This is a genomic window from Cryobacterium sp. TMT2-18-2, assembly GCF_004402245.1.
Taxonomy (GTDB): domain Bacteria; phylum Actinomycetota; class Actinomycetes; order Actinomycetales; family Microbacteriaceae; genus Cryobacterium; species Cryobacterium sandaracinum.
Window position 1 is genome coordinate 1 of sequence record NZ_SOFU01000026.1, and the last position, 24131, is coordinate 24131.

Below are 24131 nucleotides of genomic sequence, written 5' to 3' on the forward strand. Positions count from 1 at the left end.
AACACACACAATGGCCACCCTCACGGGTGGCCATTGTGCGTTAACCACCACCCCGCCCCACCCACCCGGCGGGGCACACCATCCGGTAGCGGTCGTGGCCAACTCAGGAGATCCAACCAGGCCGCACCGGGCATCCGCACCCGTGCCGCACCGATCCGCGGCAGCCGGTCACGGCGGGCAACGGATATCCTGAGTTAGCCACACACACACGGCCCGGCCAAGCCGCCCCGCCGGCGCATCCTTTGAAAGTCGACGCACGCTCTACCTGCGCCCACCTCCACACCGGGCGCTCACCTCCACACCGGGCGGCACGAACCTCGCCACCCCGTGGGGAGGGCACACCTCCACCGATGACAGCTGGCCACCCTCGAGGTGATTTCCCTGCGGTAAGCCGGAGTGAGTGTCTCCGTCCGGTCGAAAGTGCCCGTAGAGCCACCACTCTCGACCGGAAAGGGGACACTCGCCGCGGCCCGGTATGACACCGCCGGAGGTGAACGGAATCGACCAAAATGACCTCCCAGACGGGTGGTCATTTGGCGTTGAGTTAGTCTTGAAAGGTCTGTCGAAATGACAGGTCAAATTACACAGGAGACACAGTGAGCCCTTCAGGAACGCACGACAACGAATCACGCGACGGCGGACGAGACGATCGTCGTTCCAACGGGGGTTACCAGGGCCGTTCCGACCGTCCGCAGCGTGACGGTGAGCGTCCCCCTTACCGCGGTAATTCCGAGCGTCCAAAGCAGGGTGGCGAGCGTCCTCCCTACCGCGGGAACTCCGATCGTCCCTCCACGGGCGGTTACCGTGGAAATTCCGAGCGTCCGTCCAACGGTGGTGAGCGTCCTCCGTACCGTGGCAACACTGACCGTCCCCAGCGTGATGGTGAGCGTCCTCCCTATCGCGGCAACTCCGACCGCCCGGCCACGGGAGGTTACCGTGGCAACTCGGACCGTCCCCAGCGTGATGGTGAGCGTCCCCCTTACCGTGGCAACACTGACCGTCCCCAGCAGGGTGAGCGTCCCCCTTACCGTGGCAACTCGGACCGTCCCGCTACCGGTGGCTACCGGGGCAACTCTGAACGCCCGCAGGGTGGCGAGCGTCCTCCTTACCGGGGCAACTCTGAACGCCCGCAGGGTGGCGAGCGTCCTCCTCACCGGGGCAACTCCGAGCGTCCGCAGCAGGGTGAGCGTCCCCCCTACCGTGGTAACTCGGACCGTCCCTCTGCCGGTGGCTACCGGGGCAACTCTGATCGTCCGCAGCAGGGTGAGCGTCCTCCGTACCGGGGCAACTCCGATCGTCCCTCCGGCGGCGGGGAGCGCAAGCCCTGGGCCAAGGACGGCGCCCGTCCCGAGCGCAGCGATCGCCCGCAGCAGGGCGGCGAGAAGCCCTGGACCCAGCGCGGCGGTTCGCCGAACCGTGCCGGAGCTCCGCGCGGAGACGCTGGTAAGAAGCTGTGGACCCGTGACGGTGCCCCGGCCCGCGGTGACCGCGATGCCCGTGTCGTCGAAGAGGAGATGACTGAAGAGCAGCGCATGCAGCGCGAGCTTCGTTCGGTGCGCCCGCGCCACGACGACCCCGAGCTGCCCGACGACATCACGTCGCAGGACCTCGACCGGATCGCCCGCAACGAGCTCAAGACCCTCAGCAAGGACAACGCCGAGGCCGTCGGCCGCCACCTGGCCATGGCGGCCCGCGTCATCGACGAAGACCCCGAGCTGGCTCACCGCCACGTCCTGTCGGCTGCCCGTCGTGCCGGCCGGATCGCCGTAGTGCGCGAGAGCCTCGCGATCACCGCCTACGCCACGGGCGACTTTGCCCTGGCGCTGCGAGAACTGCGCACCTATCGCCGCATCTCCGGTTCCAACGATCAGCTTGCGCTGATGGTGGACAGTGAGCGCGGCGTGGGCCGCCCGGACCGGGCGCTAGAGCTGGGACGCTCCGTTGAGCGCGCCTCGCTGCCGGCATCCGTTCAGGTTGCCCTGGCGATCGCCATGTCCGGGGCGCGTCTGGACCTCGGCGAGACGGAGGCCGCGCTCAGCGAGCTCGAGATCCCGCAGCTGGACCCGAAGACCGCGTTCTCTTACAGCGCCGAGCTGTTCGCCGCCTACGCCGAGGTTCTCGGCGAGCTGGGCCGCGACGACGCAGCCGAACTGTGGAACGAGCGGGCCGAACGGGCCGACGCTGCCGTGTCCGGCGTGACCGATTTCGACGAGACCATGGAGATCCTCGAGATCGACGAGGAAGAGCCCGACGACACCGACGACGACGACGCGACCGACGTTTCGGACGAAGAGTTCGCGGATGACGCCGACGACTCCACCGACGAGGCGGAGCACGATGCTCAGGCGTCGCCGCGTGCCTGAGCCGGTCACCCCGCTCACCGGCGTCGACGTGGTTCTGGCCGACCTGGACGGCGTGGTCTACGCCGGTCCGGCGGCCATCCCGTTCGCGGTCGAGAGCTTGAACCGTGCGGCGGAAACCATGCGGGTCGGCTACCTCACCAACAACGCGTCCCGCACCGACCAGTCCGTGGCGGACCACCTATCCGAACTGGGCCTGCACACGGTGGCGACGGATGTCGTGACCTCACCGCAGGCCGCCGTGCGTCTGCTCGCGGATGAGGTGCCGGCCGGATCGCGCATTCTCGTGATCGGCGGCGAAGGCCTGCTGACCGAGGTCGAGAAGGGTGGCTTCGTCGTCACCCGCTCGGCGGATGACGCTCCGGCCGCCGTGATCCAGGGCTTCTCGCCCGACCTCGGCTGGAAGGACCTGGCCGAGGCCGCGTTCGCCCTGCACCCGAACGAGGATGGAGTGGAGATCCCGTGGATCGCCACGAACACCGACTGGACCATCCCGGTGGCCCGGGGGATCGCGCCCGGCAACGGCACCCTCGTCTCCGCCGTGCACATCGCCGTCGGTCGCCTGCCGATCGTGGCCGGCAAGCCCGAGGTGGCCATCTTCACCGAGGCCGTCACCCGCTTCGATGCGCAGGCGCCCCTGTTCATCGGCGACCGCCTCGACACCGACATCCTCGGCGCGAACCGGGCCGGCATTCCGGCCGCACTGGTGCTCACCGGCATCGACAAGGCCAAGCAGACCCTGGCCGCCGACGCCCAGTCGCGGCCGACGTATATCCTCGACGACCTGCGCCAGCTGCACGAGCCCTACCCGCAGACGGTGTTCTCCAAGGACGGCTCCTCCGCCACGGTGAACGGGGCGACGGTGCGCATTGTCGGCGCCGACGTCACGATCGTGGCCGAGGGTGACGGGGCGATCAACCTGCTCCGCGCCGCCTGCGCCGCGATCTGGGCATCCGGTCGGCCCATCTACGGGCTCACTGTTCCGGAGCGACTGTATCTCGGACGGTAACGTGGAGAGGGTGAATCAGCCCCACGTGACGACGGACGACGTAACCCAGGATCTTCCCGCGAGGCTCGCCGCGATCGAAGACCGGCCCCTCGAGGAGCGCGCCGCCGCGTACGTTCAGGAGCACGACGGGCTGCGGGGCCACCTCGAAGGGGGAGACGTTCCCCGGGCGAGCCACTCATGACCGACGTCGACGGAACCCCGATGGACGCCCCCGATGATGACGCCCCCGACACCAGTGCCAGTGACCCCGGCGTTGCCGACGAGCGGATGCCCGACCAGCGCCTCGACTCGGCCGTCGCCGAGCGCGGTCTGGCCCGGTCCCGCACCGTCGCCGCGCAGCTGATCGTGGGCGGACTGGTCACGGTCGACGGCACGCCCGTCGTCAAGGCATCCGCCAAGGTGCGGGACACCCAGCTGATCGAGGTGGCGGCCACCGACCACTACGTCAGCCGCGGCGCCCACAAACTCATCGCCGCCCTCGACGCCTTCGCCATTCCGGTGGAGGGCCGCACGGTGCTCGACGCCGGTGCGTCCACGGGCGGCTTCAGCCAGGTGCTGCTCGAACGCGGCGCCGGCCAGGTCATCGGGGTGGATGTGGGGCACGGGCAACTGGCCCCGCAGCTGGCGACCGAGCCGCGACTCGTGCTCGTCGAGGGGTTCAACCTGCGCTACGCCACGGCCGAGAAGATCGCGGCCGCCTCCGGCGTGCCGCAGCGCGCCGACCTGGTCGTGGCGGACCTCTCCTTCATCTCCCTGACCACCGTCCTGCCGGCCCTGGTGGCGACCGCCGCCGACGGTGCCGACTTCGTGCTGCTGATCAAGCCGCAATTCGAGGTCGGCAAGGGCAGTATCCGCGAGGGCATCGTGCACGATCCGGGCCTCCGCGCCGACGCGATTGCCGGTGTGCTCTGGGCGGCGTGGGACCTCGGCCTCAAGACGAACGGTTTGATCGCCTCGCCTATCGCCGGAGGCGCCGGAAACCGCGAGTACCTGTGCTGGCTGTCGAGCGCGGTCGGCAGCAATCCGACAGAATGGATCGAACGCACAACGGCGCTGGTGGGAGTGACTAAATGAGTGCAGCACCACGCAACATCCTCGTCGTCGCGCACACCGGCCGCACGGATTCCCTCGAGGCCGCCGTCACCGTCTGCCAGCAGCTGCTGGCCGCCGGAGCCGTGCCGGTTCTGGCCCGCAACGAGCGCGCCGACCTGCTCGCGCACTGCCCGGACCTCGACGACCAGATCGCGATCCTGCACGAGGGCGTCGCGACCACCGAACTCGAACTCGTGATCGTGCTCGGCGGCGACGGCACCATCCTGCGTGCCGCCGAAATCGTGCGCGGCTGCTCGGCCCCACTGCTCGGCATCAACCTCGGCCACGTAGGCTTCCTCGCCGAGAGCGAGCGCGACGACCTCGGTGAGGCCGTGCGCCGGGCCCTGCTGCGCGACTACCTGGTCGAGGAACGCATGGCCCTCGCCGTTCGGGTCAAGCTCGGCGATCAGGTGATCTACGAGACCTGGGCGTTGAACGAGGCCACAGTCGAGAAATCCAGCCGTGAACGGATGCTCGAGGTCGTCATCGAGGTCGACGGCCGCCCGCTCTCCTCCTTCGGCTGCGACGGCGTGGTCATGTCCACCCCCACGGGCTCCACCGCCTACGCCTTCTCGGGTGGCGGCCCGATCGTCTGGCCGACGCTCGACGCGCTGCTGCTGGTGCCGCTCAGCGCCCACGCCCTCTTCGCCCGCCCGCTCGTCGTGGGCCCGGACTCGTCGCTCGCCGTGGAGGTGCTCGCCCGCACCGGCGGGGCCGCGGTGCTCTGCGCCGACGGCCGCCGCGTGCACGACCTGCCGCCGGGCTCCCGCGTGATCGTGCGCCGTTCACCGATTCCCGTTCGCCTGGCCCGCCTGCACAGCGGCCCGTTCACCGACCGACTGGTCAACAAATTCAACCTGCCCGTCACGGGCTGGAGAGGCCCGGTCGGCCGTGAATAGGAGTTCCGCATGATCGAGGAACTCGTCATCCGTGACCTCGGTGTCATTGCCGAGGCCACCCTGCCGCTCGGCCCCGGATTCACCGCCGTGACCGGCGAGACCGGCGCCGGCAAAACCATGGTCGTCACCGCCCTCGGCCTGCTGCTCGGCCAGCGTGCCGACCCCGGACTGGTGCGGCAGGGCCAGCCGCAGAGCTGGGTCGAGGGCCGCTGGCTGATCCCCGCCGACGGCACCGTCGCCACCCGCGTGCGGGACGCCGGCGGAGACCTCGACGGACCCGAACTCATCCTCAGCCGCTCGGTGTCCGCAGAGGGACGCAGCCGGGCCGTGGTCGGCGGGCGCAGCGCCCCCGCCGGCGTGCTCAGTGACCTCGGTGGCGAGCTCGTGGTCGTGCACGGCCAGTCCGACCAGGTGCGTCTGCGTTCGGCCGTCGCCCAGGCTGCAGCCCTGGACCGCTTCGCCGGGCCGACGCTCGCCGACACCCTCGACCTGTTCCAGCGGGCCTACCACCGCTGGCAGGGCCACCAGGGCGAGCTCGACCGACTCGTCGACGAGCAGGACCAGCGCGCCCGCGAGGCCGACACGCTGCGTGCCGCCATCGACGAGATCGAACTCGTCGCCCCGCAGCGCGGCGAAGACGAGTCGCTCAGCGAACGCGCCGAACGCCTCGGCAACCTCGAGGAGCTGCGCATCGCGGCCGCCCAGGCCCGGGAGCTGCTCTCCGCCGAGGAGAACCCCGACGAGATGCCCGACGCCGTCGCCCTGCTCGAGTCCGCCCGGCGCCAGCTCGAACGGGCCGGCGAGCACGACCCGGCCCTGCCGCCCCTGGCCGAGGCACTCGCGAACGCCGGCTTCCTGGTTGCCGACATCGCCGCGCAGCTCTCCAGCTACCTGGCCGGCCTCGACGCCGATGGTGCCCGCGAACTCGAGGTCGTCCAGGAGCGCCGCTCGGAGCTCACCGGCCTGGCCCGCAAGTACGCGGGCGGCCTTGACGAAGCCATCGACTCCCTCGACACCGGCAGTGCCCGCCTGCTCGAACTCGACAGCGACTCCGACCGCATCGACACGCTCCGCACCGAAACGGATGCCGCACGCCAGTCGACCGACGGCCTCGCCGACCAGCTCACCGGCATCCGTCGCGCTGCCGCAGAGGCCCTGGGTGCGGCCGTCACCGCCGAACTGGCCGCCCTGGCCATGCCGAACGCGTCGCTGCTGGTCGAGGTCGACGGCCGGGCCGAGATCACCGCCACCGGACGCGACCTCGTGAAGATTCTGCTGCGCCCGCACGCGGGGGCGGAGCCACGGTCGCTGGCCCGCGGGGCCTCCGGTGGCGAACTGTCCCGGGTGATGCTTGCGATCGAGGTCGTCATCAACCAGGCCGACCCGGTGCCGACCTTCGTCTTCGACGAGGTCGACGCCGGGGTGGGCGGCGCCGCGGCGATCGAGATCGGCCGCCGGCTGGCCCGGCTCGCCGAAACCGCCCAGGTGATCGTGGTCACCCATCTTGCCCAGGTGGCCGCGTTCGCCGGCAACCACCTCAGCGTCGTCAAGGACAGCGACGGCTCCGTCACTGCCAGCAGCGTGCGCCAGCTGCACGGCGACGAGCGTGCCGCCGAAATGGCCCGCCTGCTCTCCGGCCTGCCCGATTCCGCGAGCGGACTCGAACATGCCCGGGAGCTCATGAACCTCGCCCGCGCCAACCAATAGGTCAGCCCTCAATGCTAGAGTCGAAGCCCGTGGTGGAAAATAAAAGCACGGACGAATCAGTACGCAACGACACGACACGACACATCTTTGTGACCGGTGGTGTCGTTTCTTCTTTGGGCAAGGGCCTGACGGCGGCGAGCCTCGGCAATCTCCTCACGGCCAGCGGACTCCGCGTGGTCATGCAGAAGCTGGACCCCTATCTCAACGTGGACCCCGGCACGATGAACCCGTTTCAGCACGGCGAGGTCTTCGTGACCGACGACGGTGCTGAGACCGACCTGGACATCGGGCACTACGAGCGGTTCCTCGATATCAACCTCAACCAGGCCGCGAACGTCACGACCGGCCAGGTCTACTCGCAGGTGATCGCCAAGGAACGCCGCGGCGAGTACCTCGGCGACACCGTGCAGGTCATCCCGCACATCACCGACGAGATCAAGCGCCGCATGCGCCTGCAGGCCAGCGACGAGCTACGCCCCGACGTGATCATCTCCGAGATCGGCGGCACGGTCGGCGACATCGAGTCCCAGCCGTTCCTCGAGGCGGCACGCCAGGTACGCCACGAACTCGGCCGCAACAACGTCTTCTTCGTGCACGTCTCGCTGGTGCCGTTCCTCGGCGCCGCGGGGGAGCAGAAGACCAAGCCCACCCAGCATTCCGTCGCCGCCCTGCGTTCCATCGGCATCCAACCGGATGCGCTCGTGCTGCGCAGCGACCGGCCCGTCTCCGACTCGAACAAGCGCAAGATCGCGCTGATGTGCGACGTCGATGAAGACGCCGTGGTCAACGCGGTCGACGTGCCGAGCATCTACGAGATCCCCACCATGCTGCACGACCAGGGCCTGGACAAGTACATCACCGACCATCTCGGCCTGCCCGTCACCAGCGTCGACTGGACCGGTTGGCAGAAGGTGCTCGACGCCGTGCGCGAGCCCCAGCACACCGTCACCATCGGACTGGTCGGCAAGTACATCGACCTGCCCGACGCCTACCTGTCGGTCACCGAAGCGCTGCGCGCCGGCGGATTCGCCAACCAGACCAGGGTCCAAGTCACCTGGATCGCCTCCGACGACTGCGAGACCGAGGAGGGCGCGAACCGCCTGCTCGGAGAGCTCGACGGCATCTGCGTTCCCGGCGGCTTCGGCGTGCGCGGCATCGAGGGCAAGCTCGGCGCCCTCAAGTTCGCCCGCGAGAACGGCGTCCCCGTGCTCGGCCTCTGCCTGGGCCTGCAGTGCATGGTCATCGAATACGCCCGCAACAAGGCCGGCCTCACCGGCGCATCCTCCTCGGAGTTCGACGAGGACACCGAGTTCCCGGTGATCGCGACCATGGAAGAGCAGGTCGAGATCATCGCGGGCGGCGACCTGGGTGGCACCATGCGCCTGGGCCTCTACCCGGCCGCCCTGGCCGAGGGATCCATCGTGGCCGAGCTCTACGGTGCCTCCGAGGCGTCCGAACGTCACCGCCACCGCTACGAGGTCAACAACGCGTTCCGCTCTCAGATCGCGGATGCCGGCCTGTGGTTCTCGGGCACCTCACCCGACCGCCACCTGGTCGAGTACGTCGAGCTGAAGCGCGAGGAGCACCCGTTCTACGTCGGTACGCAGGCGCACCCGGAGCTGCGCAGCCGGCCCAGCCACGCGCATCCGTTGTTCCGTGGCCTGATCAGCGCGGCCCTGGCCCGCCAGCAGGCCAGCCGCCTGTTCGAGGTCGAAGCGTCCGACGCCGTCGACGATCTCGACGTCCCGGCAGTTGTCTGACGCCGTGGCCGAGGGATCGGTCAGCGCCGACAACTCCACCGGCTCGGACCCGTCCATGCTGGCGGACGAGCCCGCATTCGCCCCGGTCACAGCCACCGAGATCGCCTTCGACGGCAAGGTGTGGGATGTCCGCCGCGACACCTTCGGCTATAACGGCTCCGGCATCATGCGCGAGTACCTGGACCACCCGGGCGCCGTGGCGATCCTCGCCCTCGACGAGCACAACCAGGTGCTGCTGATCAAGCAGTACCGGCACCCCGTGCGCACGCGCGACTGGGAGCTGCCGGCCGGGTTGCTCGACGAAGACGGCGAGCATCCGCTCGTCGGAGCCCAGCGCGAGCTGGCCGAGGAGGCCGACCTCGTCGCCACCGAGTGGAATGTGCTCGGTGAGTTCGCCACCTCGCCCGGCGGCAGCAACGAGGTCATCCGCATCTACCTGGCGCGCGGCCTCGCCGCGGCTCCGGAGGTCTTCGAACGTACCGAGGAGGAAGCCGACATCGAGGTGCGCTGGGTGCCGCTCGATGACTGTGTCGATGCCGTGCTGGCCCGCCGGGTGCAGAACCCGCCCCTGGTGATCGGGGTGCTCGCCGCCCAGGCAGCCCGCGCGCGTGGCTGGAGCACTCTCGGGGCGGCGGATGAGCCGTGGCCGCGGCATCCGGTCAATTGGGACCACACGGTGTGACCGGTTGGCCTCGACTGGTGGTGTGAGCGGTGCGGCCGGTGTTCCTGCTGGCCGGGGCGTCACGGGTGTGGGCGGTCCGCCTGCTCCGGGAGTTGCCGGTGGGGTCGTTGCGGCGGCCGTGGACTCGTATCTGCGGCACATCGCGATCGAACGCGGCCTGAGCACCAACACGGTGGCCGCCTACCGGCGTGACCTGGCCATCTACAGCCGGTGGCTGGCGGACGCGCACCTGACCGGGCTGGCCGACGTCACCCGGCAGCACATCTCCGACTACGTGCGGTTCTTGGGATCCCGCGAGGAGTCGCCGCTGACCGCGGCGTCGATCGCGCGCATCCTCTCGACCGTTCGCGGGTTTCACCGATTTCTGCTCGAGGAGGGCGTGGTCGACACGGATGTCGCCCACGAGTCCAAGCCGCCGAAGCTCGGCACCCGGCTGCCCAAGGCCATTTCGATCGAGCAGGTCACGCTGTTGCTCGCGGCGACCGACGGCGACGAGGTGCACAACCTGCGCGACAAGGCGCTGCTCGAGCTGCTCTACGCCACGGGCGCCCGCGTCTCGGAGGTGGTCAACCTCAATGTGGACGATGTGCTCGATCCCGAGGTGGTGCGCCTCACCGGCAAGGGCGACAAGCAGCGCATCGTGCCGGTCGGCAGTTACGCGCGCGCGGCCATCGACACGTTCCTGGTGCGGGGGAGACCGCTGCTCTCCGCCCGTGGACCGGCGACGCCGGCCCTGTTCCTGGGACTGCGCGGCAGGAGGCTCAGCCGGCAGAACGCGTGGTTGATCATCCGGGCCGCGGCCGAACGCGCCGGCCTCGAGGGGCACGTCTCGCCGCACACGCTGCGGCACTCTTTCGCGACGCACCTGCTCGAGGGCGGGGCCGATGTGCGCGTGGTTCAGGAGCTGCTCGGCCACTCCTCGGTGGCCACCACCCAGATCTACACGCTCGTCACCGCGGATACCCTGCGCGACATGTACACGACGGCGCATCCGCGGGCGCGGGTGTCCCGCACGGCGCCCGTGGTCTCGCCGGTCCCGCCGGTCCCGCCGGTCCCGCCGGTCTCGCCGGTCTCGCCGCTCTCGCCGGTCTCGCCGCTCTCGCCGCACCCGGACCCCAACCCCGCCTAACTGTTCCCGTTCCGGACAACTGTTGCCCGCGTACTGGCAACAATTGTCCGGAACGGCAACAGTCGCGGCCGGGGCCGCCGCGCGCCGCTGACGTTTGAGCTTTCCGGGACATTCCGTTCAAGCGGCCACCGAAGGCTGCATCTCGCGTTTTCTCCGAAGTTACGTGACGACGGATGCCGATTGCCGCCCACGCTCGCGGCTGCGGCGGCCCCGCCGGTCCGGGATAAGTAGCCCAACCCCGCCTAACTGTTCCCGTTCCGGACAGCTGTTGCCCGCGTACTGGCAACAATTGTCCGGAACGGCAACAGTTGCGGTCGGGTTCGCCGCGCGGGGCATCCGCCGCGCGGGGCATCCGTCACCCGCGTCGTCAGCCGTCGGAGTCTCGGCGCCCTCCCTGGCTAACTCCGGCAATTTGGCTGCCGGGAGCCGGTTCCACCGTGTTTTCGGGCCTATTCCGCAGGATTTGCAGGAGTGATGCACGAGGGGCCACACACCAGGCCGGCGGCTGACCAGCGGAAGCCAGCGCAGACCCCGCAGACGGGCGCAGGTCGGTGCGGCCGACCTCAGAGCAGCCGCAGCCCCACCACGGTGATGATCGGCTCGCGCTGCCCGCCGGAGTGCACGATGTGGTCACCGTCGACGGTGAGCTGGCTCGCGTGGCAGCGCAGGGCAGCCGTGACCGTCGCGAGGTGCGCCGACAGGTCGAACCACTCGGCAGCACCCGCAGCATCGGCAGCACCGGCAGCACCGGCAGCACCCGCCGCACCGGCAGTACCCGCGGCACCCGCACCCGATGGAGCACCATCCACCCCCACCTGCACCACCTCGGCAAACGCGACCCCCGCCAAACGACTACCGGCAACCGCCGCCTCGTGCATGCGGACGTGATCCGGATGCCCGTACCCGCCAGCGTTGTCGTAGCTGATCACGAGGGCAGGCCGAAGCTGCCCGATCAGCGCGGCCACATCCGCGGTCACGTCGCCGAGCGGCGCCCGCACCAGGGCGTCGCCGTCGATGTCGTCGGCCGGCCCGGCCAGCCCCGGACGGATCCAGGTCATGCCCGAGTCCCGGTACGCGCGCGGCTCGAGGCCCGCGGCGCGCGCGGGCGGCGTTCCCAGCCAGAACCGCCCGTCGATGCCGAGGGCCGCCGCGGCACCGGCGAGCTCCCGTTCGCGTTCCCGGGTGAGCGCATCCGTGCCCTCGAGCACCGACAGCGGCCCGCGCACGACCTCGCCCTGCTCGCCGCGTGTGGCGGTCAGCAGCGACACCCGGATGCCCCGGGCCACCACTTCCGCAATCAGCGCACCCGTCGCAATGGTTTCGTCATCGGGATGAGCGTGCACGAACAGAACACTGGGAACTCCGTCTAGCAGACTCACGCGCTGAGCAGCGAGGGGCGGCGGTCGCCGGCACCGGGGCGCATGAGCGCCCGGTACACGGTCACGAGGCCTTCTGCCGACCGCGGCCAGTCCAGGTGCTCGGCCCGCTCGCGCGCGGCGAGCGACAGACGCCGGGCGAACGCGGGGTTCGAGAGAATCTGCGTGAGCGCGCCGGCCCAGACCTTCGGGTCGCGCGAGGCAAGCACCACGCCGGTGTCGCCGTCGAGCACCGCCTCGCGCAGTCCGCCGGCCGCCGCGGCGACGACGGGAACACCGCTCGCGGCCGCTTCCAGCGCCACGAGCCCATACGTTTCGCTGTGCGAGGGTACGAGCACGACCCGAGCGCCGCTCAGCAGCAGAGCCAGGTCCACGCGGGACTGCGGACCCACGAAACGCACATTGCGCTCGATTCCGTGCCGGGCCGCGAGGGACCGAAGCTCGTCGATATAGCCGTCGTAGTCGGCCGACGCGTCGCCGGCGATCACGAGTTCGGGCCGGATCGGCTCCGGCACGGCGGCGATCGCCTCGATCGCGAGGTCGAGGCCCTTCAGCGGCTGCAGGCGCCCTGCGACGACCGCGTACCCGCGGATGTCGATCGGTCCAGAAAGCTCGGCAGCCCCAGCCCCGGCGGCACCGACATTCCGGATGTCCGTGGGCCGGAACAGAAGGCCGTCCACCCCCGGCAGCACGATCGAGATGCGCTCGGGCGCACCGCCGAGCCGCTGCACGATGGTGTCGGCCTCGGCCTCGCTGATGGCGACCAGGGCATCCGACTCGTGCGCCAGCCAGGCCTCGCCGGCCATACGCCCGGGGGACTCGGGGCGTTCGCCCGCCGACAACGGCGTCGACGCGTCGGCGGCGATGCTGTGGAAGCTCTGCACGTGCGGGGTGCCCCGGCGGCGCGCGAGCGGCAGCGCCGCCATGCCCGAGAACCAATGGTGCGAGTGGATGACGTCGTACGGACCGAGCGCATCCATCTGCACGCGGAACGCGTCGATGAACCCCTCGTGGTCGCCCTTGGGCACGGGACGGGCCGGTCCGGCGTCGAGGAAGCGGAGCGTCACGCCCGGGCTCAGTTGCGCGGTCTCCGACCCGGGGGAGGAGCGGCGGGTGAGGATCTCGACGTGGTGGCCGGCGGATGCCAGAGCCTCCGCCTGGTGCCGCACGACCACGTTCATTCCGCCCGCGTCGCCCGAGCCGGGCTCGGCGCCCGGGGAGGTGTGCAGGCAAACGAGCGCGATACGGAGGGGAGTGAGTAGCTGAGGCACTCGGAAATCTTAACGCACGAGGCTGTGACCGACCCTGCTCCCAAGATTTGAGACCGCCCAGGCACCCGGAAACGCCGGATTCGCGCGGCAGACCTGCGGTTTTCGGCGATCCGTGCCGCAACATGCCCGATCCGATCGCTACAGTGGAGACAGTGACAGGTGTAAGACGGATCGAGGACATCTCAGTGGCGCGCAAGCAGGATGACCGGACACGACTTTCCGGTTTAGACGAGGTACCGGTCGGTGCGACGGGCCGACCCAAGCGCGACTTCGACGAACCCGCGGTTCTGCCCAGTCATGGCCCGGCGCGCATCATTTCGCTGTGCAACCAGAAGGGCGGCGTCGGCAAGACGACGACCACCATCAACCTGGGGGCCGCCCTCGCCGGCTACGGCCGCCGCGTGCTCGCCATCGACTTCGACCCGCAAGGCGCCCTCTCCGCCGGTCTCGGTGTGCCCACCCACGACGTCACCACCATCTACGACCTTCTGCTGAGCGGCTCGGTCAGCCCGCAGGACGCCATCCAGAAGACGTCGGTGCACAACCTCGACATCATCCCGGCCAACATCGACCTGTCCGCCGCGGAGGTGCACCTCGTCAACGAGGTCGCCCGCGAGCAGATCCTGGCCCGAGTGCTGCGCAAGATCTCCGGCGACTACGACGTCATCCTGATCGACTGCCAGCCATCGCTGGGCATTCTCACCGTCAACGCGCTCACGGCCAGCCACGGCGTACTCATCCCGCTCGAGTGCGAGTTTTTCGCCCTCCGCGGTGTGGCGCTCCTGATCGAGACCATCGACAAGGTGCGGGACCGGCTCAACCCGGCCATCGAACTCGACGGCATCCTGGCGACCATGTTCGACTCCCGCACCCTGCACTCCCGCGAGGTGCTCGAGAGGGTCGTCGACGCGTTCGGCGACAGTGTGCTCGAGACGGTCATCGGCCGCACGGTCAAGTTCCCCGACGCGAGCGTCGCGGGCGTCCCGATCACCGAATTCGCACCCGAGCACGCGGCCGCCAAGGCCTACAAGCAGGCGGCGCGGGAACTGATCCAGCGTGGCGCCGTCGCCTGACGCGGCCGCACCGAAGTCGTTTTCGGTCGCCCTCGGCAACTTTGAGGGTCCGTTCGACCTGCTCCTGTCCCTGATCGGCAAGCACGAACTCGACATCACCGAGATCTCCCTGAGCCGGGTCACGGACGAGTTCATCGCCTACCTGCGCGGCCTCGACCAGGACGAAGAGCTCGACCAGGCCACCGAGTTCCTGGTGGTTGCGGCCACCCTGCTCGACCTCAAGGTCGTCGGGCTGCTGCCGCAGGGTGAGCTTGTCGACGCCGAAGACGTGGCCCTGCTCGAGGCCCGCGACCTCCTGTTCGCCCGGCTGCTGCAGTACCGAGCCTTCAAGAGCGCGAGCGCCTGGTTCCAGGGCCGGCTCGAGACCGAGTCCACCCGGCACGTGCGGGCGGTGCGGCTGGAGGAGAAATTCCGTCGCCAGACCCCCGAGCTGGTCTGGACTCTCTCCCTCGGTGACTTCGCCGCCCTGGCCGCCCTCGCACTCACCCCTCGGGTTCTGCCCGGCGTGGGGCTCGACCACCTACATGCGCCGCTGGTCAGCATCCGTGAACAGGCGGCCTACGTGGTACGGATGCTGCGCGCCGCCGACACGCTCACGTTCCGCGAGCTGATCGTGGGCGCCGAGGTGAAGGGCGTCGTGATCGCCCGTTTCCTGGCCGTGCTCGAGTTGTACCGCCTCGACGCCATCTCTTTCGACCAGCTCGTGCCGCTCGGCGACCTCAGCCTGCACTGGAGTGCCGAGACCTGGACCGACGACACCCTCGCCAACCTCGGAGCCGACTATGAGCAGTGACACGACTATGAGCAGTGACACGACTATGAGCAGTGACACGACTATGAGCAGTGACACGACTATGAACACAGAACCCCCGCTCGAGCGCACCCTCGAGGCCATCCTGATGGTCGCCGACGAACCGCAGGGGCTGCTGCAGCTCGCCGCGGCGGTCGATGGCACGCTGGCGGAGGTGCGGGCATCCGTCGCCCGGCTCGTGGCCGACTTCGACGGCCTCGCCGGCACCGTGCGCCGCGGCTTCGAGCTGCGCGAGGTGGCCGGCGGCTGGCGCATCTACGTGCGGCCCGAGCACGATGTGACTGTGGCCGACTTCGTGGTCACCCAGAACCCGAGCCGGCTGTCGCAGGCGGCCCTGGAGACCCTCGCCGTGATCGCCTACAAGCAACCGATCAGCCGCGGGGCTGTAGCCTCGATTCGTGCCGTTAATGTGGATTCGGTCGTGCGCACGCTGCTCGGCCGCGGTCTGATCACCGAAGCGTTCACCGACAGTGAGACCGGTGCGATCAATTACGGCACCACAGACCTTCTGCTAGCCCAGCTTGGAATCAACTCGCTCGACGAGTTGCCCTACCTATCGCCGTTGCTCAATGACGGCGCGAACGGATTTGAGGAACTGCCATGACTAACGACAATCAGGGGATTCAGGGGACACCCACCAATCTCGAGGCCGCCGCCGACGGCGTGCGCCTGCAGAAGGTCATGGCCTCCGCCGGCGTCGCCTCCCGCCGAGTCTCCGAGGAGATGATCGCCGCCGGCCGCGTGCGCGTGAACGGCAAGGTCGTCACCGAGCTGGGCCGCCGGATCCACCCCGACTCCGACCTGATCATGGTCGACAACGTCGCCGTGCAGCTGGACACCAGCCGCCGCTACGTGATGCTGAACAAGCCCGTCGGGGTGGTCTCGTCGATGCAGGACGAGAGTGGACGCCCCGACCTGCGCGAGTTCACCGACCAGTTCGACGAGCGCCTGTTCAACGTGGGCCGCCTCGACGCGATGACGAGCGGCCTGCTGATCCTGACCAACGACGGCGATCTTGCGCACGTGCTCGCGCATCCGTCGTTCGGGGTCTTGAAGACCTACATCGCCAAGGTCGAGGGCCGCGTGTCGGCGCAGACCATCCAGCTGCTGCAGAGCGGCATCGAACTCGACGACGGGCCCATCTCCGCCGACAAGGCGCGCATCCTGACCAGCCCTCCCGGTGACGGCTTCAGCCTGGTCGAGCTCACCCTGCACTCCGGCCGCAACCGTATCGTGCGCCGCATGATGGAGTCCGTCGGCCACCCCGTCGTCGACCTCGTGCGCCGCCAGTTCGGCCCGCTGCACCTCGGCACGCTCCGGGTGGGCGCCGTGCGCGACCTGACCAAGGTCGAACTCGGGCAGCTGCTCACCGTGTCGCGGGCCGAAACCAAGATCTAGGCCCTGGTCAGGAGTTCCAGTGGTTGAATCTCGCCTGATCGGGCCCGTGCGCGTCGTGGGCGCCGGCCTGCTCGGCACCAGCATCGGCCTGGGCCTGCGCGCGCGCGGAATCGACGTCATCCTCGCCGACGCGTCCCCGACCAACCTCAGCATCGCGGTCGACTACGGTGCCGGCCGGGCCGCCACGGCCGGCGACCTGCCGCAACTGATCGTGGTCTGCGTGCCGCCCGACGTGACGGCCGAGACCGTCGCGCGCGAACTGGCCGCCTACCCGCGGGCGATCGTGACGGATGTCGCCAGCGTCAAGCTGGCCCCGCTGCAGGAGCTCCGCGCACTGGGGGCGGACGTGTCCCGCTACATCGGCGGTCACCCGATGGCCGGCCGCGAACGCGGGGGACCCCTCGCCGGCCGCGCCGACCTCTTCGTCGGCCGCCCCTGGGTGGTGGCCGCGCACGACGCGATCAGCTACCAGCAGGCCACCGCGATCGACGATCTGATCCTCGACCTCGGCGCGATCCTGGTCGAGATGAGCCCCGAGGAGCACGACCGGGCCGTGGCGCTGATCTCCCACGTACCGCAGGTGGTCTCCACGATCATGGCGCGCCGGTTGACGGATTCCGCCGGCTCGGCCTTGAACCTCGCCGGCCAGGGTCTGCGTGACGTGACCCGCGTCGCGGCCAGCGACCCCGAGCTGTGGGTGCAGATCCTCGGCGCGAACGCCGAACCCGTGCGGGACATCCTGCTGGCCTACCGCGTCGACCTCGACCGTTTCATCGACGCCCTCGAGGCCCCCGCCGCACCCGGCGCCCGCCGCAAGGTGGCCGAGGAACTCGCCGGAGGCAACGCCGGCGTCGCGCGCCTGCCCGGCAAGCACGGCCAGGACCGCCGTTTCGTGTCGCTCAGCGTCATGGTCGACGACACCCCAGGGCAGCTGGCCCGACTCCTCAACGAGATCGGCGAGGTCGGGGTCAACCTCGAGGACCTCCGCCTCGAGCACTCGCCGGGCGCCCAGCTGGGCCTGGCCGAAATTTCTGTCCTCCCTGAGGCCGTTGGTCGCCTCACCGAAGAGCTGGCCGCCCGCGGCTGGCGGATTGCTGGTTAATCATGGGTCGTCACTCAAGCCCCCACATCGTCGCCATCGACGGGCCGGCCGGCAGCGGCAAGTCCAGCGTCAGCCGCGCCGCCGCCCGGCGCATCGGCTTCGACTACCTCGACACGGGCGCCGCGTACCGGGCCTTCGCCTGGTTCGTCAGCGACCGGGGGATCGACGCGGAAAACACCGAAGCCGTCGTGGCCGCCCTGGGCGACTTCGACTACACCATCGGTATCGCCCCCGACGAGTACTTCGTGCGGGTCGGCCGGGCGGATGTCACCGACGCGATCCGCGATCCCGCCGTCTCCGCGATCGTGAGCTCCGTGGCCCGCATCCCGGAGGTGCGCACTCACCTGACGGAGCTGTTCCGCACCATCGCGGCGAGCTCGAAGCGCACCGGAATCGTGATCGAGGGTCGGGACATCACCACCGTCGTGGCCCCCACCGCGGAGATCCGCATACTGCTCACGGCCTCCGAGGAGGCTAGAATGGCTAGGCGCTCTGCGGAAATACCGACCCAATCGGCTGATACCGTGGCGGAACAGCTGCGATCCAGGGATCACGCTGACTCACAGGTAGTCGAATTCATGAGCGCCGCAGACGGTGTGACCACCGTCGACTCCACCCATCTCGACTTCGAACAGACCATTGACGCGGTCCTCGACGTCATCAATACATACCGCGAGGCCATCGCATGACCAACAACAACGACTTCGACGACACGATCCCCGACCTCGACACCGAGCTGGTAACGCGCTTGGACGACCTCGACGACGACCTGGTGACGCAACGCGCCGCCGCGCTCCGCACGGGACTCAACGAGTACGACCTCGATGACGAGGACTTCGACGTTCTCGACACGGTGACGGAAGACCCCGACGCCATCCAGTACCTGCCGGCCCTGCCGGTCATCGCCATCGTCGGCCGCCCGAACGTGGGCAAGTCGGCGCTCGTGAACCGCATCCTCGGCCGCCGCGAGGCCGTCGTGGAGGACACTCCCGGCGTGACCCGCGACCGCGTCACCTACAAGGGCGAATGGCACGAACGCCGCTTCAGCCTCGTCGACACCGGCGGCTGGGAACCCGACGCCAAGGGCATCGACGCATCCGTCGCCGCCCAGGCCGAGCTGGCCATCGAACTCTGCGACGTCGTCATGTTCGTCGTCGACGCCAACGTGGGCCCCACCTCCACCGACGAGGCCGTCGTGCGCCTGCTGCGCAAGGCCGGCAAGCCCGTCTTCCTCGTCGCCAACAAGGTCGACGACATTCGCCAGGAGCCGGAAGCCGCGAGCCTCTGGGCGCTCGGCCTCGGCCAGCCCTGGCCCGTCTCGGCGCTGCACGGCCGCGGCGTCGCCGACCTGCTCGACGCGATCCTCGAGGAACTCCCCGAGATCTCCGCCGTCGCCAAGCAGGAAGTCGGCGGACCCCGCCGCGTCGCGATCCTCGGCCGACCGAACGTGGGCAAGTCGAGCCTTCTGAACAAGGTCGTCGGCGAGGAGCGCGTTGTCGTCAACGAGCTCGCCGGCACCACGCGCGACCCGGTCGACGAGCAGGTTGAGCTTGGCGGCAGGGTGTGGCGCTTCGTCGACACGGCCGGCATCCGTCGTCGCGTTCACCTCTCTCAGGGTGCCGACTTCTACGCCTCGCTGCGCACCAGCGCCGCCCTCGAAAAGGCCGAAGTGGCCGTGGTCCTGATCGACGTGACCGAGGTGATCAGCGAGCAGGACGTGCGCGTGATCGACCTGGTGCTCGAATCCGGGCGCGCCCTCGTGCTGGCGTTCAACAAGTGGGACCAGATCGACGACGACCGTCGCCGCTACCTGGAACGTGAGATCGAGCAGGACCTGGCACACGTCTCCTGGGCTCCGCGCGTGAACATCTCGGCCAAGACCGGCCGCCACATGGAGAAGCTCGTTCCGGCCCTCGAGACCGCTCTCGAGGCCTGGGACACCCGCATCGCCACGGGCAAGTTCAACGCGTTCCTCGCCGAGCTGGCCGCGTCGCACCCGCACCCTGTGCGCAGCGGCAAGCAGCCTCGCATCCTGTTCGGCACCCAGGCGTCCAGCCGCCCGCCGACCTTCGTCATCTTCACCACCGGGTTCCTCGACCCGGGCTACCGACGCTACATCCAGCGTCGCCTGCGCGAGGTCTACGGCTTCGAGGGAAGCCCGATCAACATCAGCATGCGCGTGCGCGAGAAGCGAAAGCGCTAGCGCTAGCCGCTCAGCGCTGCACGCCCAGCGTTCCCCACGACCAAAGGCCCCGACCGGGAGATGTCTCATCTCCGGGCTGGGGCCTTTCCTGTCGTCTACACCCCGAGTTCCATCACGACCCGGTCTTTCCGCACCCGCGCCACCTCCACGAACCCGGCCGCAGCGAATAACGACATGGTGCCGTGGTACAAGTCCGCCGACGGCGCCTTCGGGCGCAGCGCCACATCCACCGGTTGCCCCTCCACCACCCGGGCACCGCCGCCGCGGGCCTGCGCGACCGCCCCGCGCAGCAGCGCCGCCGCCACCCCGCGCCGCCGATACCCGACCCGCACCACGAAGCACGTCACCGCCCACACGGATGCGTCGTCGGGCTCCTGCCGACTGCCCTCCGTGACCACCTTCGCCCGTTGCAGTCTCGAATACGCCATTTTGGGCTCGACCGCGCACCACCCGACCGGCTCCCCGTCGAGATACGCGATCACGCCCGGTCCGGGGGCGCTGGCCTGCACCTGCTCCCGCAGCATCCCGGCACACGCGTCCGAGGTGGCGTTCTGGAACTCCCGGTTCGCCAGCTTGAAGTACTGGCACCAGCACCGCGCGGGGTCGCCGCGGGTGCCGAACACCAGGCTTACGTCTTCCCACGGCACGGATGCGACGGCTTCGACCCTGACTTCGCGCTCTGCTGGCATGCACTCACGCTACGCACGCAGAGTCGCACCGCCGCGCTGTACGTGCGCCGCTTCGCGCGTGGCACGCCACCCGCGAAGCGGGGCGGCCCCCGCGTAACGCTGGCGCGCACCATGAGGACACCGGCCCGCAGATTCCGCGCTCAAGCGACGGATGGTGTCCGCAAGCGCTCCCGGGACGCGGTAAGATATTTAAGTTGTCTCTTGCTGGTTCTGTTCGCTGGAATCGTTGCGGGAGCGGCGGGCTGTGGCGCAGCTTGGTAGCGCACTTGACTGGGGGTCAAGGGGTCGCAGGTTCAAATCCTGTCAGCCCGACCAAAGGGCCGTTCGCGAAACTCTTCACGAAACGGTCCGGTCGAAACAAAAAGAAATCGCTCCTGAGGCTTCTCAGGAGCGATTTCTGGTTTAGGGGCTTCTCGCGTCCGATTCCGGTCGCGATTCTTGAGTTGTGGTTGTCCTCTCGGCTGCTGAGCGTGTTTTCATGCGTTTTCACGCGCGCCGGATTGTCTCGGATGCTGGGTGTTTTGCCCTCTCGGGCAGTATCGGTTCCTGGACCGGAAGGTTAGGTCCGAAGCGGTGGTCCGCCGGTCTCATCCGATACAGGGTGTTTGGCCTTGTCCGGGCGCATCACGCCGGCCGGGTAGGTGTCGGTGTAGGGGTTGTGCCATTCGCGGTCGCGTCGGCGAATCGTCCGGACGACGGGTTCCCCGTGGATGTGCTTCTTGGCGTCGTCTTTGATTTTGTCGCTGATGAAGGCGGCGATTTTGCGGAGGTTGAAGTTTGTCAGCAGGATGGTGACGATGATCTGGGCGGCGCCGAATCCGCGGACGCGGCGGCGGCTGGCGGATTCGATGTCTTCGGTTCCGCCGCTCTTGATCTGGTGATTCAGCGACTCGATGGAGTTGCGGGCGTGGGTGTGAAACTTGTCCCATTCCGGGGTGCCATATTCAAAGGCCTGCGCCGTGCGCGTGAACTTCGCGGTGTCGAACGACACGGAATGCTGGCTGCAGATCTTGTCGGCGAAGTCGGGCACATCTGCCCCGTCGACGGAGGGTCGGGCTTTGTCCGTCACGGTCTTGAGTAGTTCCCGGAGGGGGCAGGTCACGGTCGGGCTGGGCCCGAGGGCCGGGCAGCGCAGCACGACGCGGCCTTTTGCATCGGGTTTCTCCTTGACGTGGAGCTGGAATGCGGTGCGGCTCTTGATGCGCTCCCGGTAGGTCGCTGTGTCGATGATGTTGCCCAAGAGTTCCTTGGTCGCGTTTTGGAGCGGTTTGGGGGTGCCGGGGCAGTAGGTGTTGCCTTCGATGAAACGGGCACCGTGGTCTCCACCTTGGGCGCCCAAGCGGTCGACGCGGTAGTCAGTGGATGGCGTGAATCCTTCGCTGAGCGCATCGTCGTGAAGGCGGTCCGTCGTTGAATTCGCCCAGTACTGCTTGTCGGCGTCTCCAACTCCAGGCTCCAACCCGAGGGCTTTGGTCGCCCTCATCAAGGAGACGGCTTCTTCGGCGACGCGGACGTTGGGCAGGCTCATCGTTGCAGCGACGGCCAGTCCGGGAAATCTGTGTTGTCCGGGGGCTTCGGAGTCGACGCGGACGGCGATGTTGATTTCCCAGCCCCACCGGAAGTTTGCGAGTCCGGCTTTCTTGTTTGGCGTGGTGTTGTCAATTTGCCCTGTGGGCGCGTCGACACGTTCACCGGTCGTGACGTGCCAGCCGACGAAGGCGTCGACCGGTCCTGGCTTGAGGGTTCGTTTTTCTTCAGCCTTGGCCTCTTCCGCGACTCGTCCGGCCAGATTACTTCGCGAGTACCCCTTGATAGTCGGGGCGCCGACGTACGTCTGGTCAAAGGAAATATCCACCTTCTTGGAGGCGCGGCGGATGTCGCGTGACTGCTCGTTGAAGGTCATGACGAGGAATAGCTTGGTGAATTCGTCCAGACGGGCTTTTCGTTTGTCCGCCAACTGCGCATCGTGCGCTCGAAGGATCTCCTGAATTTGCGTGTACGTCTTGGAGTGGCGGCGTTCTTGCGGGAAGGGGTCCATCAGGTCATTGATGCGATGAAAGGCACGGCTGGTATTGGCATACCAACGGTTCTTCTCAGCAATATGACCGACAAAGGCTGCCGACGGGGCCTCCAGCCCGAGAAGTTCGCGGGAGGCGTCGCTGAGGCGGAACATGAACAGATCACGCACACACGTCAAATGCATCGCGGTGCCCTCTTTGGCCAGCAGCAGCATCCCGGTGAGAATGGCCCGTTCCGAGATGAGGGAAGGGCGACCGCCGATGCTGAACGCGGCCGCATCTTCGTCCCTCCAGGCCTGCAGTCGCTCGAGAACTCCGGTCTTACGAACCCGGCCTTCCATGAGTGCCACGGTGGCGTCGTCAATGAGCTGGTGGATGTGGCCGCGGCCCATGACCTCTGCCTGGGTCATGCCTCCGAGGTCGGGTTCGTGTCCGTTGAACGCGTAGTCGATGTCGCCGGCGCTCATCGCGCGACCTCTTCGCCGGTGATAAGGCCGATGTAGGCGGTGGTGTTCATTGGTTTGGCATGCGCGAGGTGTTTATCCAGGCTCTGGGCGGAGGCGAAGCCTGCGATGCCCATGAGAGCTGGGAGCGGGAGCCCGTTATCGATTTGGGTGACAATCCAACTGGAGCGCAGTCTCGACACGGTGGCCCGCACCCGAGCTGGGTGTTCAGAAAGGAAGCTCTGGATGACGCGCGGCCGGTATTCGTCCCAGCGATACCCTTGGAACACGTAGTCATCGGGGTTCGGGCGGTCCTGGATGCTGCGCAGGAGGGTGCGGTTCCAGAGGTGCATGACCGGGACCCGGCGCGAACGCTTCCCGGGAATATTCACGAAGACCCGACCGTCAACAACCTCGATGTCACCGATTCGAACGTCGATGATTTCGTGCGCGCGCAGGCCGGCGCCTCCGGCGAGGCCGAGGAGAGCCCAGGCGTTTCGGCGCTTCAGGTCAGTGGTGAGGCTCGCAGCCCAGCTGTGCATCGTGGCGGCGTCGGAGACCGTGAAGGGGCGACGGCCGACGAAGTGGGGCGCGGGTAGGCGTGCGATATCGGTGCCGGCGAGGGAATCGGCGATAGTGCCGACCTGACGAACGAACCCCCACCGGTGTGACTCGGAGTGCTTGGGAAGACACGCGTGCAGATACCGCGACACGTTGTTCTGCGTGTACACGCGGTCCACGGTGAGCTGCGTGCCCGTTGTCGTCCACACCCAGGCGGCAAACCGTGCCGACATTGACATGAGTCGACGGGTCGCGTCGAAAGTGCGCGGCTGCATCCGCACGGCGTTCTCGATGGTGAACTCCCGTACGGCCTCCCATTGCACGGGTGAGACGTACGGCCTGAACCGCACGATGATTCCCCACACAAAGTCGGGAATCTCGGGGTCCAAGGCGCGGAGGTGCGAGTACGTCGCGGAGTCGGCGTGGAAAATGTCGTTGAGTTGGTCTTTTCTAGTCACGCACGTTATGTGCGTGGGGGCTTTCAGAAGCTGCCACCGAAAATGCCACTCTCCGAACAACGCGCGTCACCGCAATGAGCAAAATAACTG

At 68.4% G+C, this 24131-nt stretch carries 22 protein-coding genes and 1 tRNA gene; 17 read left to right on the top strand and 6 right to left on the bottom strand.

Annotated elements, in window-relative coordinates; all coding sequences use genetic code 11:
* Positions 1 to 626: 626 nt before the first annotated feature.
* Complete coding sequence (locus tag E3O22_RS08440; protein ID WP_134395767.1) at positions 627 to 1568, bottom strand: hypothetical protein; 942 nt, start codon at positions 1566 to 1568, stop codon at positions 627 to 629.
* On the opposite strand from E3O22_RS08440, the gene E3O22_RS08445 reads away from it, so the two are divergent.
* The 9 genes from E3O22_RS08445 (at position 1533) to xerD (ending at position 10638) form a co-directional block, all read left to right on the top strand.
* Positions 1533 to 2363 carry a hypothetical protein gene (locus E3O22_RS08445; protein WP_241976577.1) on the top strand — a complete coding sequence of 277 codons (831 nt, stop codon included), beginning with the start codon at positions 1533 to 1535 and terminating at the stop codon, positions 2361 to 2363. The two genes, E3O22_RS08440 and E3O22_RS08445, sit on opposite strands and share 36 nt — an antisense overlap.
* Positions 2338 to 3369 carry an HAD-IIA family hydrolase gene (locus E3O22_RS08450; protein WP_241976578.1) on the top strand — a complete coding sequence of 344 codons (1032 nt, stop codon included), beginning with the start codon at positions 2338 to 2340 and terminating at the stop codon, positions 3367 to 3369. Before E3O22_RS08445 ends, E3O22_RS08450 begins: the two co-directional genes overlap by 26 nt.
* Positions 3370 to 3379: 10 nt before the next feature.
* Positions 3380 to 3550 carry a hypothetical protein gene (locus tag E3O22_RS15885; protein ID WP_158252131.1) on the top strand — a complete coding sequence of 57 codons (171 nt, stop codon included), beginning with the start codon at positions 3380 to 3382 and terminating at the stop codon, positions 3548 to 3550.
* Positions 3551 to 3636: 86 nt separating this feature from the next.
* Positions 3637 to 4443, top strand: a complete 807-nt coding sequence (locus E3O22_RS08455) for a TlyA family RNA methyltransferase (protein WP_134395845.1) — start codon at positions 3637 to 3639, stop codon at positions 4441 to 4443.
* Positions 4440 to 5360 (top strand): NAD kinase, encoded by a 921-nt coding sequence (locus tag E3O22_RS08460; RefSeq protein ID WP_134395770.1) that lies wholly within the window; start codon positions 4440 to 4442, stop codon positions 5358 to 5360. Before E3O22_RS08455 ends, E3O22_RS08460 begins: the two co-directional genes overlap by 4 nt.
* A gap of 9 nt (positions 5361 to 5369) precedes the next feature.
* The gene (recN, locus tag E3O22_RS08465) at positions 5370 to 7067 is read left to right on the top strand and encodes a DNA repair protein RecN (protein ID WP_134395772.1); all 1698 of its coding nucleotides are present in this window, start codon (positions 5370 to 5372) and stop codon (positions 7065 to 7067) included.
* Between the two features lie 11 nt (positions 7068 to 7078).
* Complete coding sequence (locus E3O22_RS08470) at positions 7079 to 8827, top strand: CTP synthase (protein ID WP_134395774.1); 1749 nt, start codon at positions 7079 to 7081, stop codon at positions 8825 to 8827.
* 55 nt (positions 8828 to 8882) lie between these two features.
* Positions 8883 to 9509: an NUDIX hydrolase gene (locus E3O22_RS08475; protein ID WP_134395847.1), complete on the top strand. Its 627-nt coding sequence runs from the start codon at positions 8883 to 8885 to the stop codon at positions 9507 to 9509.
* 22 nt (positions 9510 to 9531) lie between these two features.
* Positions 9532 to 10638 carry a site-specific tyrosine recombinase XerD gene (gene xerD / locus E3O22_RS08480; RefSeq protein WP_370448437.1) on the top strand — a complete coding sequence of 369 codons (1107 nt, stop codon included), beginning with the start codon at positions 9532 to 9534 and terminating at the stop codon, positions 10636 to 10638.
* A gap of 563 nt (positions 10639 to 11201) precedes the next feature.
* On the opposite strand, the gene E3O22_RS15890 is transcribed toward xerD, so the two are convergent.
* Both E3O22_RS15890 and E3O22_RS08495 read right to left on the bottom strand, forming a co-directional pair.
* A complete protein-coding gene (locus tag E3O22_RS15890) occupies positions 11202 to 11981 on the bottom strand; it encodes a PIG-L family deacetylase (RefSeq protein ID WP_166784599.1) in 780 nt (259 codons plus the stop codon).
* A 32-nt stretch (positions 11982 to 12013) separates the two neighbouring features.
* Positions 12014 to 13285: a glycosyltransferase gene (locus tag E3O22_RS08495; RefSeq protein WP_241976579.1), complete on the bottom strand. Its 1272-nt coding sequence runs from the start codon at positions 13283 to 13285 to the stop codon at positions 12014 to 12016.
* A gap of 185 nt (positions 13286 to 13470) precedes the next feature.
* Between E3O22_RS08495 and E3O22_RS08500 the strand changes: the two genes are divergently transcribed.
* From E3O22_RS08500 to der, 7 genes are all read left to right on the top strand, one after another.
* Positions 13471 to 14358, top strand: a complete 888-nt coding sequence (locus E3O22_RS08500) for a ParA family protein (RefSeq protein ID WP_241976582.1) — start codon at positions 13471 to 13473, stop codon at positions 14356 to 14358.
* Positions 14342 to 15151 carry a ScpA family protein gene (locus E3O22_RS08505; RefSeq protein WP_134395781.1) on the top strand — a complete coding sequence of 270 codons (810 nt, stop codon included), beginning with the start codon at positions 14342 to 14344 and terminating at the stop codon, positions 15149 to 15151. The genes E3O22_RS08500 and E3O22_RS08505 overlap by 17 nt, the downstream gene beginning before the upstream one ends.
* 61 nt (positions 15152 to 15212) lie before the next feature.
* Complete coding sequence (locus tag E3O22_RS08510; protein ID WP_241976580.1) at positions 15213 to 15773, top strand: SMC-Scp complex subunit ScpB; 561 nt, start codon at positions 15213 to 15215, stop codon at positions 15771 to 15773.
* A complete protein-coding gene (locus E3O22_RS08515; protein WP_134395782.1) occupies positions 15770 to 16567 on the top strand; it encodes a pseudouridine synthase in 798 nt (265 codons plus the stop codon). Before E3O22_RS08510 ends, E3O22_RS08515 begins: the two co-directional genes overlap by 4 nt.
* Before the next feature lie 19 nt (positions 16568 to 16586).
* The gene (locus E3O22_RS08520; protein ID WP_134395784.1) at positions 16587 to 17669 is read left to right on the top strand and encodes a prephenate dehydrogenase; all 1083 of its coding nucleotides are present in this window, start codon (positions 16587 to 16589) and stop codon (positions 17667 to 17669) included.
* 2 nt (positions 17670 to 17671) lie between these two features.
* Positions 17672 to 18358, top strand: a complete 687-nt coding sequence (gene cmk, locus E3O22_RS08525) for a (d)CMP kinase (protein ID WP_134395786.1) — start codon at positions 17672 to 17674, stop codon at positions 18356 to 18358.
* On the top strand, positions 18355 to 19872 hold the full coding sequence (der, locus tag E3O22_RS08530) for a ribosome biogenesis GTPase Der (RefSeq protein ID WP_134395788.1): 1518 nt from the start codon (positions 18355 to 18357) through the stop codon (positions 19870 to 19872). Before cmk ends, der begins: the two co-directional genes overlap by 4 nt.
* A gap of 95 nt (positions 19873 to 19967) precedes the next feature.
* On the opposite strand, the gene E3O22_RS08535 is transcribed toward der, so the two are convergent.
* Positions 19968 to 20561: a GNAT family N-acetyltransferase gene (locus tag E3O22_RS08535; protein ID WP_134395790.1), complete on the bottom strand. Its 594-nt coding sequence runs from the start codon at positions 20559 to 20561 to the stop codon at positions 19968 to 19970.
* A 238-nt stretch (positions 20562 to 20799) separates the two neighbouring features.
* On the opposite strand from E3O22_RS08535, the gene E3O22_RS08540 reads away from it, so the two are divergent.
* A tRNA-Pro gene (locus E3O22_RS08540) sits at positions 20800 to 20876 on the top strand.
* A gap of 244 nt (positions 20877 to 21120) precedes the next feature.
* Here E3O22_RS08540 and E3O22_RS08545 read toward each other — a convergent pair.
* Positions 21121 to 23046, bottom strand: coding sequence for a hypothetical protein (locus E3O22_RS08545; protein ID WP_134395791.1), 1926 nt, complete (start codon positions 23044 to 23046; stop codon positions 21121 to 21123).
* Positions 23043 to 24041 (bottom strand): tyrosine-type recombinase/integrase, encoded by a 999-nt coding sequence (locus tag E3O22_RS08550; RefSeq protein ID WP_134395793.1) that lies wholly within the window; start codon positions 24039 to 24041, stop codon positions 23043 to 23045. Before E3O22_RS08550 ends, E3O22_RS08545 begins: the two co-directional genes overlap by 4 nt.
* Positions 24042 to 24131 lie beyond the last annotated feature (90 nt).

What these genes read in the sequence shown, in the direction of transcription:
- E3O22_RS08445 (WP_241976577.1), top strand. Translation starts at nt 1,533, where the DNA reads ATGCAGCGCGAGCTTCGTTCGGTGCGCCCGCGCCACGACGACCCCGAG.
- E3O22_RS08450 (WP_241976578.1), top strand. Translation starts at nt 2,338, where the DNA reads ATGCTCAGGCGTCGCCGCGTGCCTGAGCCGGTCACCCCGCTCACCGGC.
- E3O22_RS08455 (WP_134395845.1), top strand. Translation starts at nt 3,637, where the DNA reads ATGCCCGACCAGCGCCTCGACTCGGCCGTCGCCGAGCGCGGTCTGGCC.
- E3O22_RS08460 (WP_134395770.1), top strand. Translation starts at nt 4,440, where the DNA reads ATGAGTGCAGCACCACGCAACATCCTCGTCGTCGCGCACACCGGCCGC.
- recN (WP_134395772.1), top strand. Translation starts at nt 5,370, where the DNA reads ATGATCGAGGAACTCGTCATCCGTGACCTCGGTGTCATTGCCGAGGCC.
- E3O22_RS08470 (WP_134395774.1), top strand. Translation starts at nt 7,079, where the DNA reads ATGCTAGAGTCGAAGCCCGTGGTGGAAAATAAAAGCACGGACGAATCA.
- E3O22_RS08475 (WP_134395847.1), top strand. Translation starts at nt 8,883, where the DNA reads ATGCTGGCGGACGAGCCCGCATTCGCCCCGGTCACAGCCACCGAGATC.
- E3O22_RS08510 (WP_241976580.1), top strand. Translation starts at nt 15,213, where the DNA reads ATGAACACAGAACCCCCGCTCGAGCGCACCCTCGAGGCCATCCTGATG.
- E3O22_RS08515 (WP_134395782.1), top strand. Translation starts at nt 15,770, where the DNA reads ATGACTAACGACAATCAGGGGATTCAGGGGACACCCACCAATCTCGAG.
- cmk (WP_134395786.1), top strand. Translation starts at nt 17,672, where the DNA reads ATGGGTCGTCACTCAAGCCCCCACATCGTCGCCATCGACGGGCCGGCC.
- der (WP_134395788.1), top strand. Translation starts at nt 18,355, where the DNA reads ATGACCAACAACAACGACTTCGACGACACGATCCCCGACCTCGACACC.
- E3O22_RS08535 (WP_134395790.1), bottom strand. Translation starts at nt 20,561, where the DNA reads ATGCCAGCAGAGCGCGAAGTCAGGGTCGAAGCCGTCGCATCCGTGCCG.
- E3O22_RS08545 (WP_134395791.1), bottom strand. Translation starts at nt 23,046, where the DNA reads ATGAGCGCCGGCGACATCGACTACGCGTTCAACGGACACGAACCCGAC.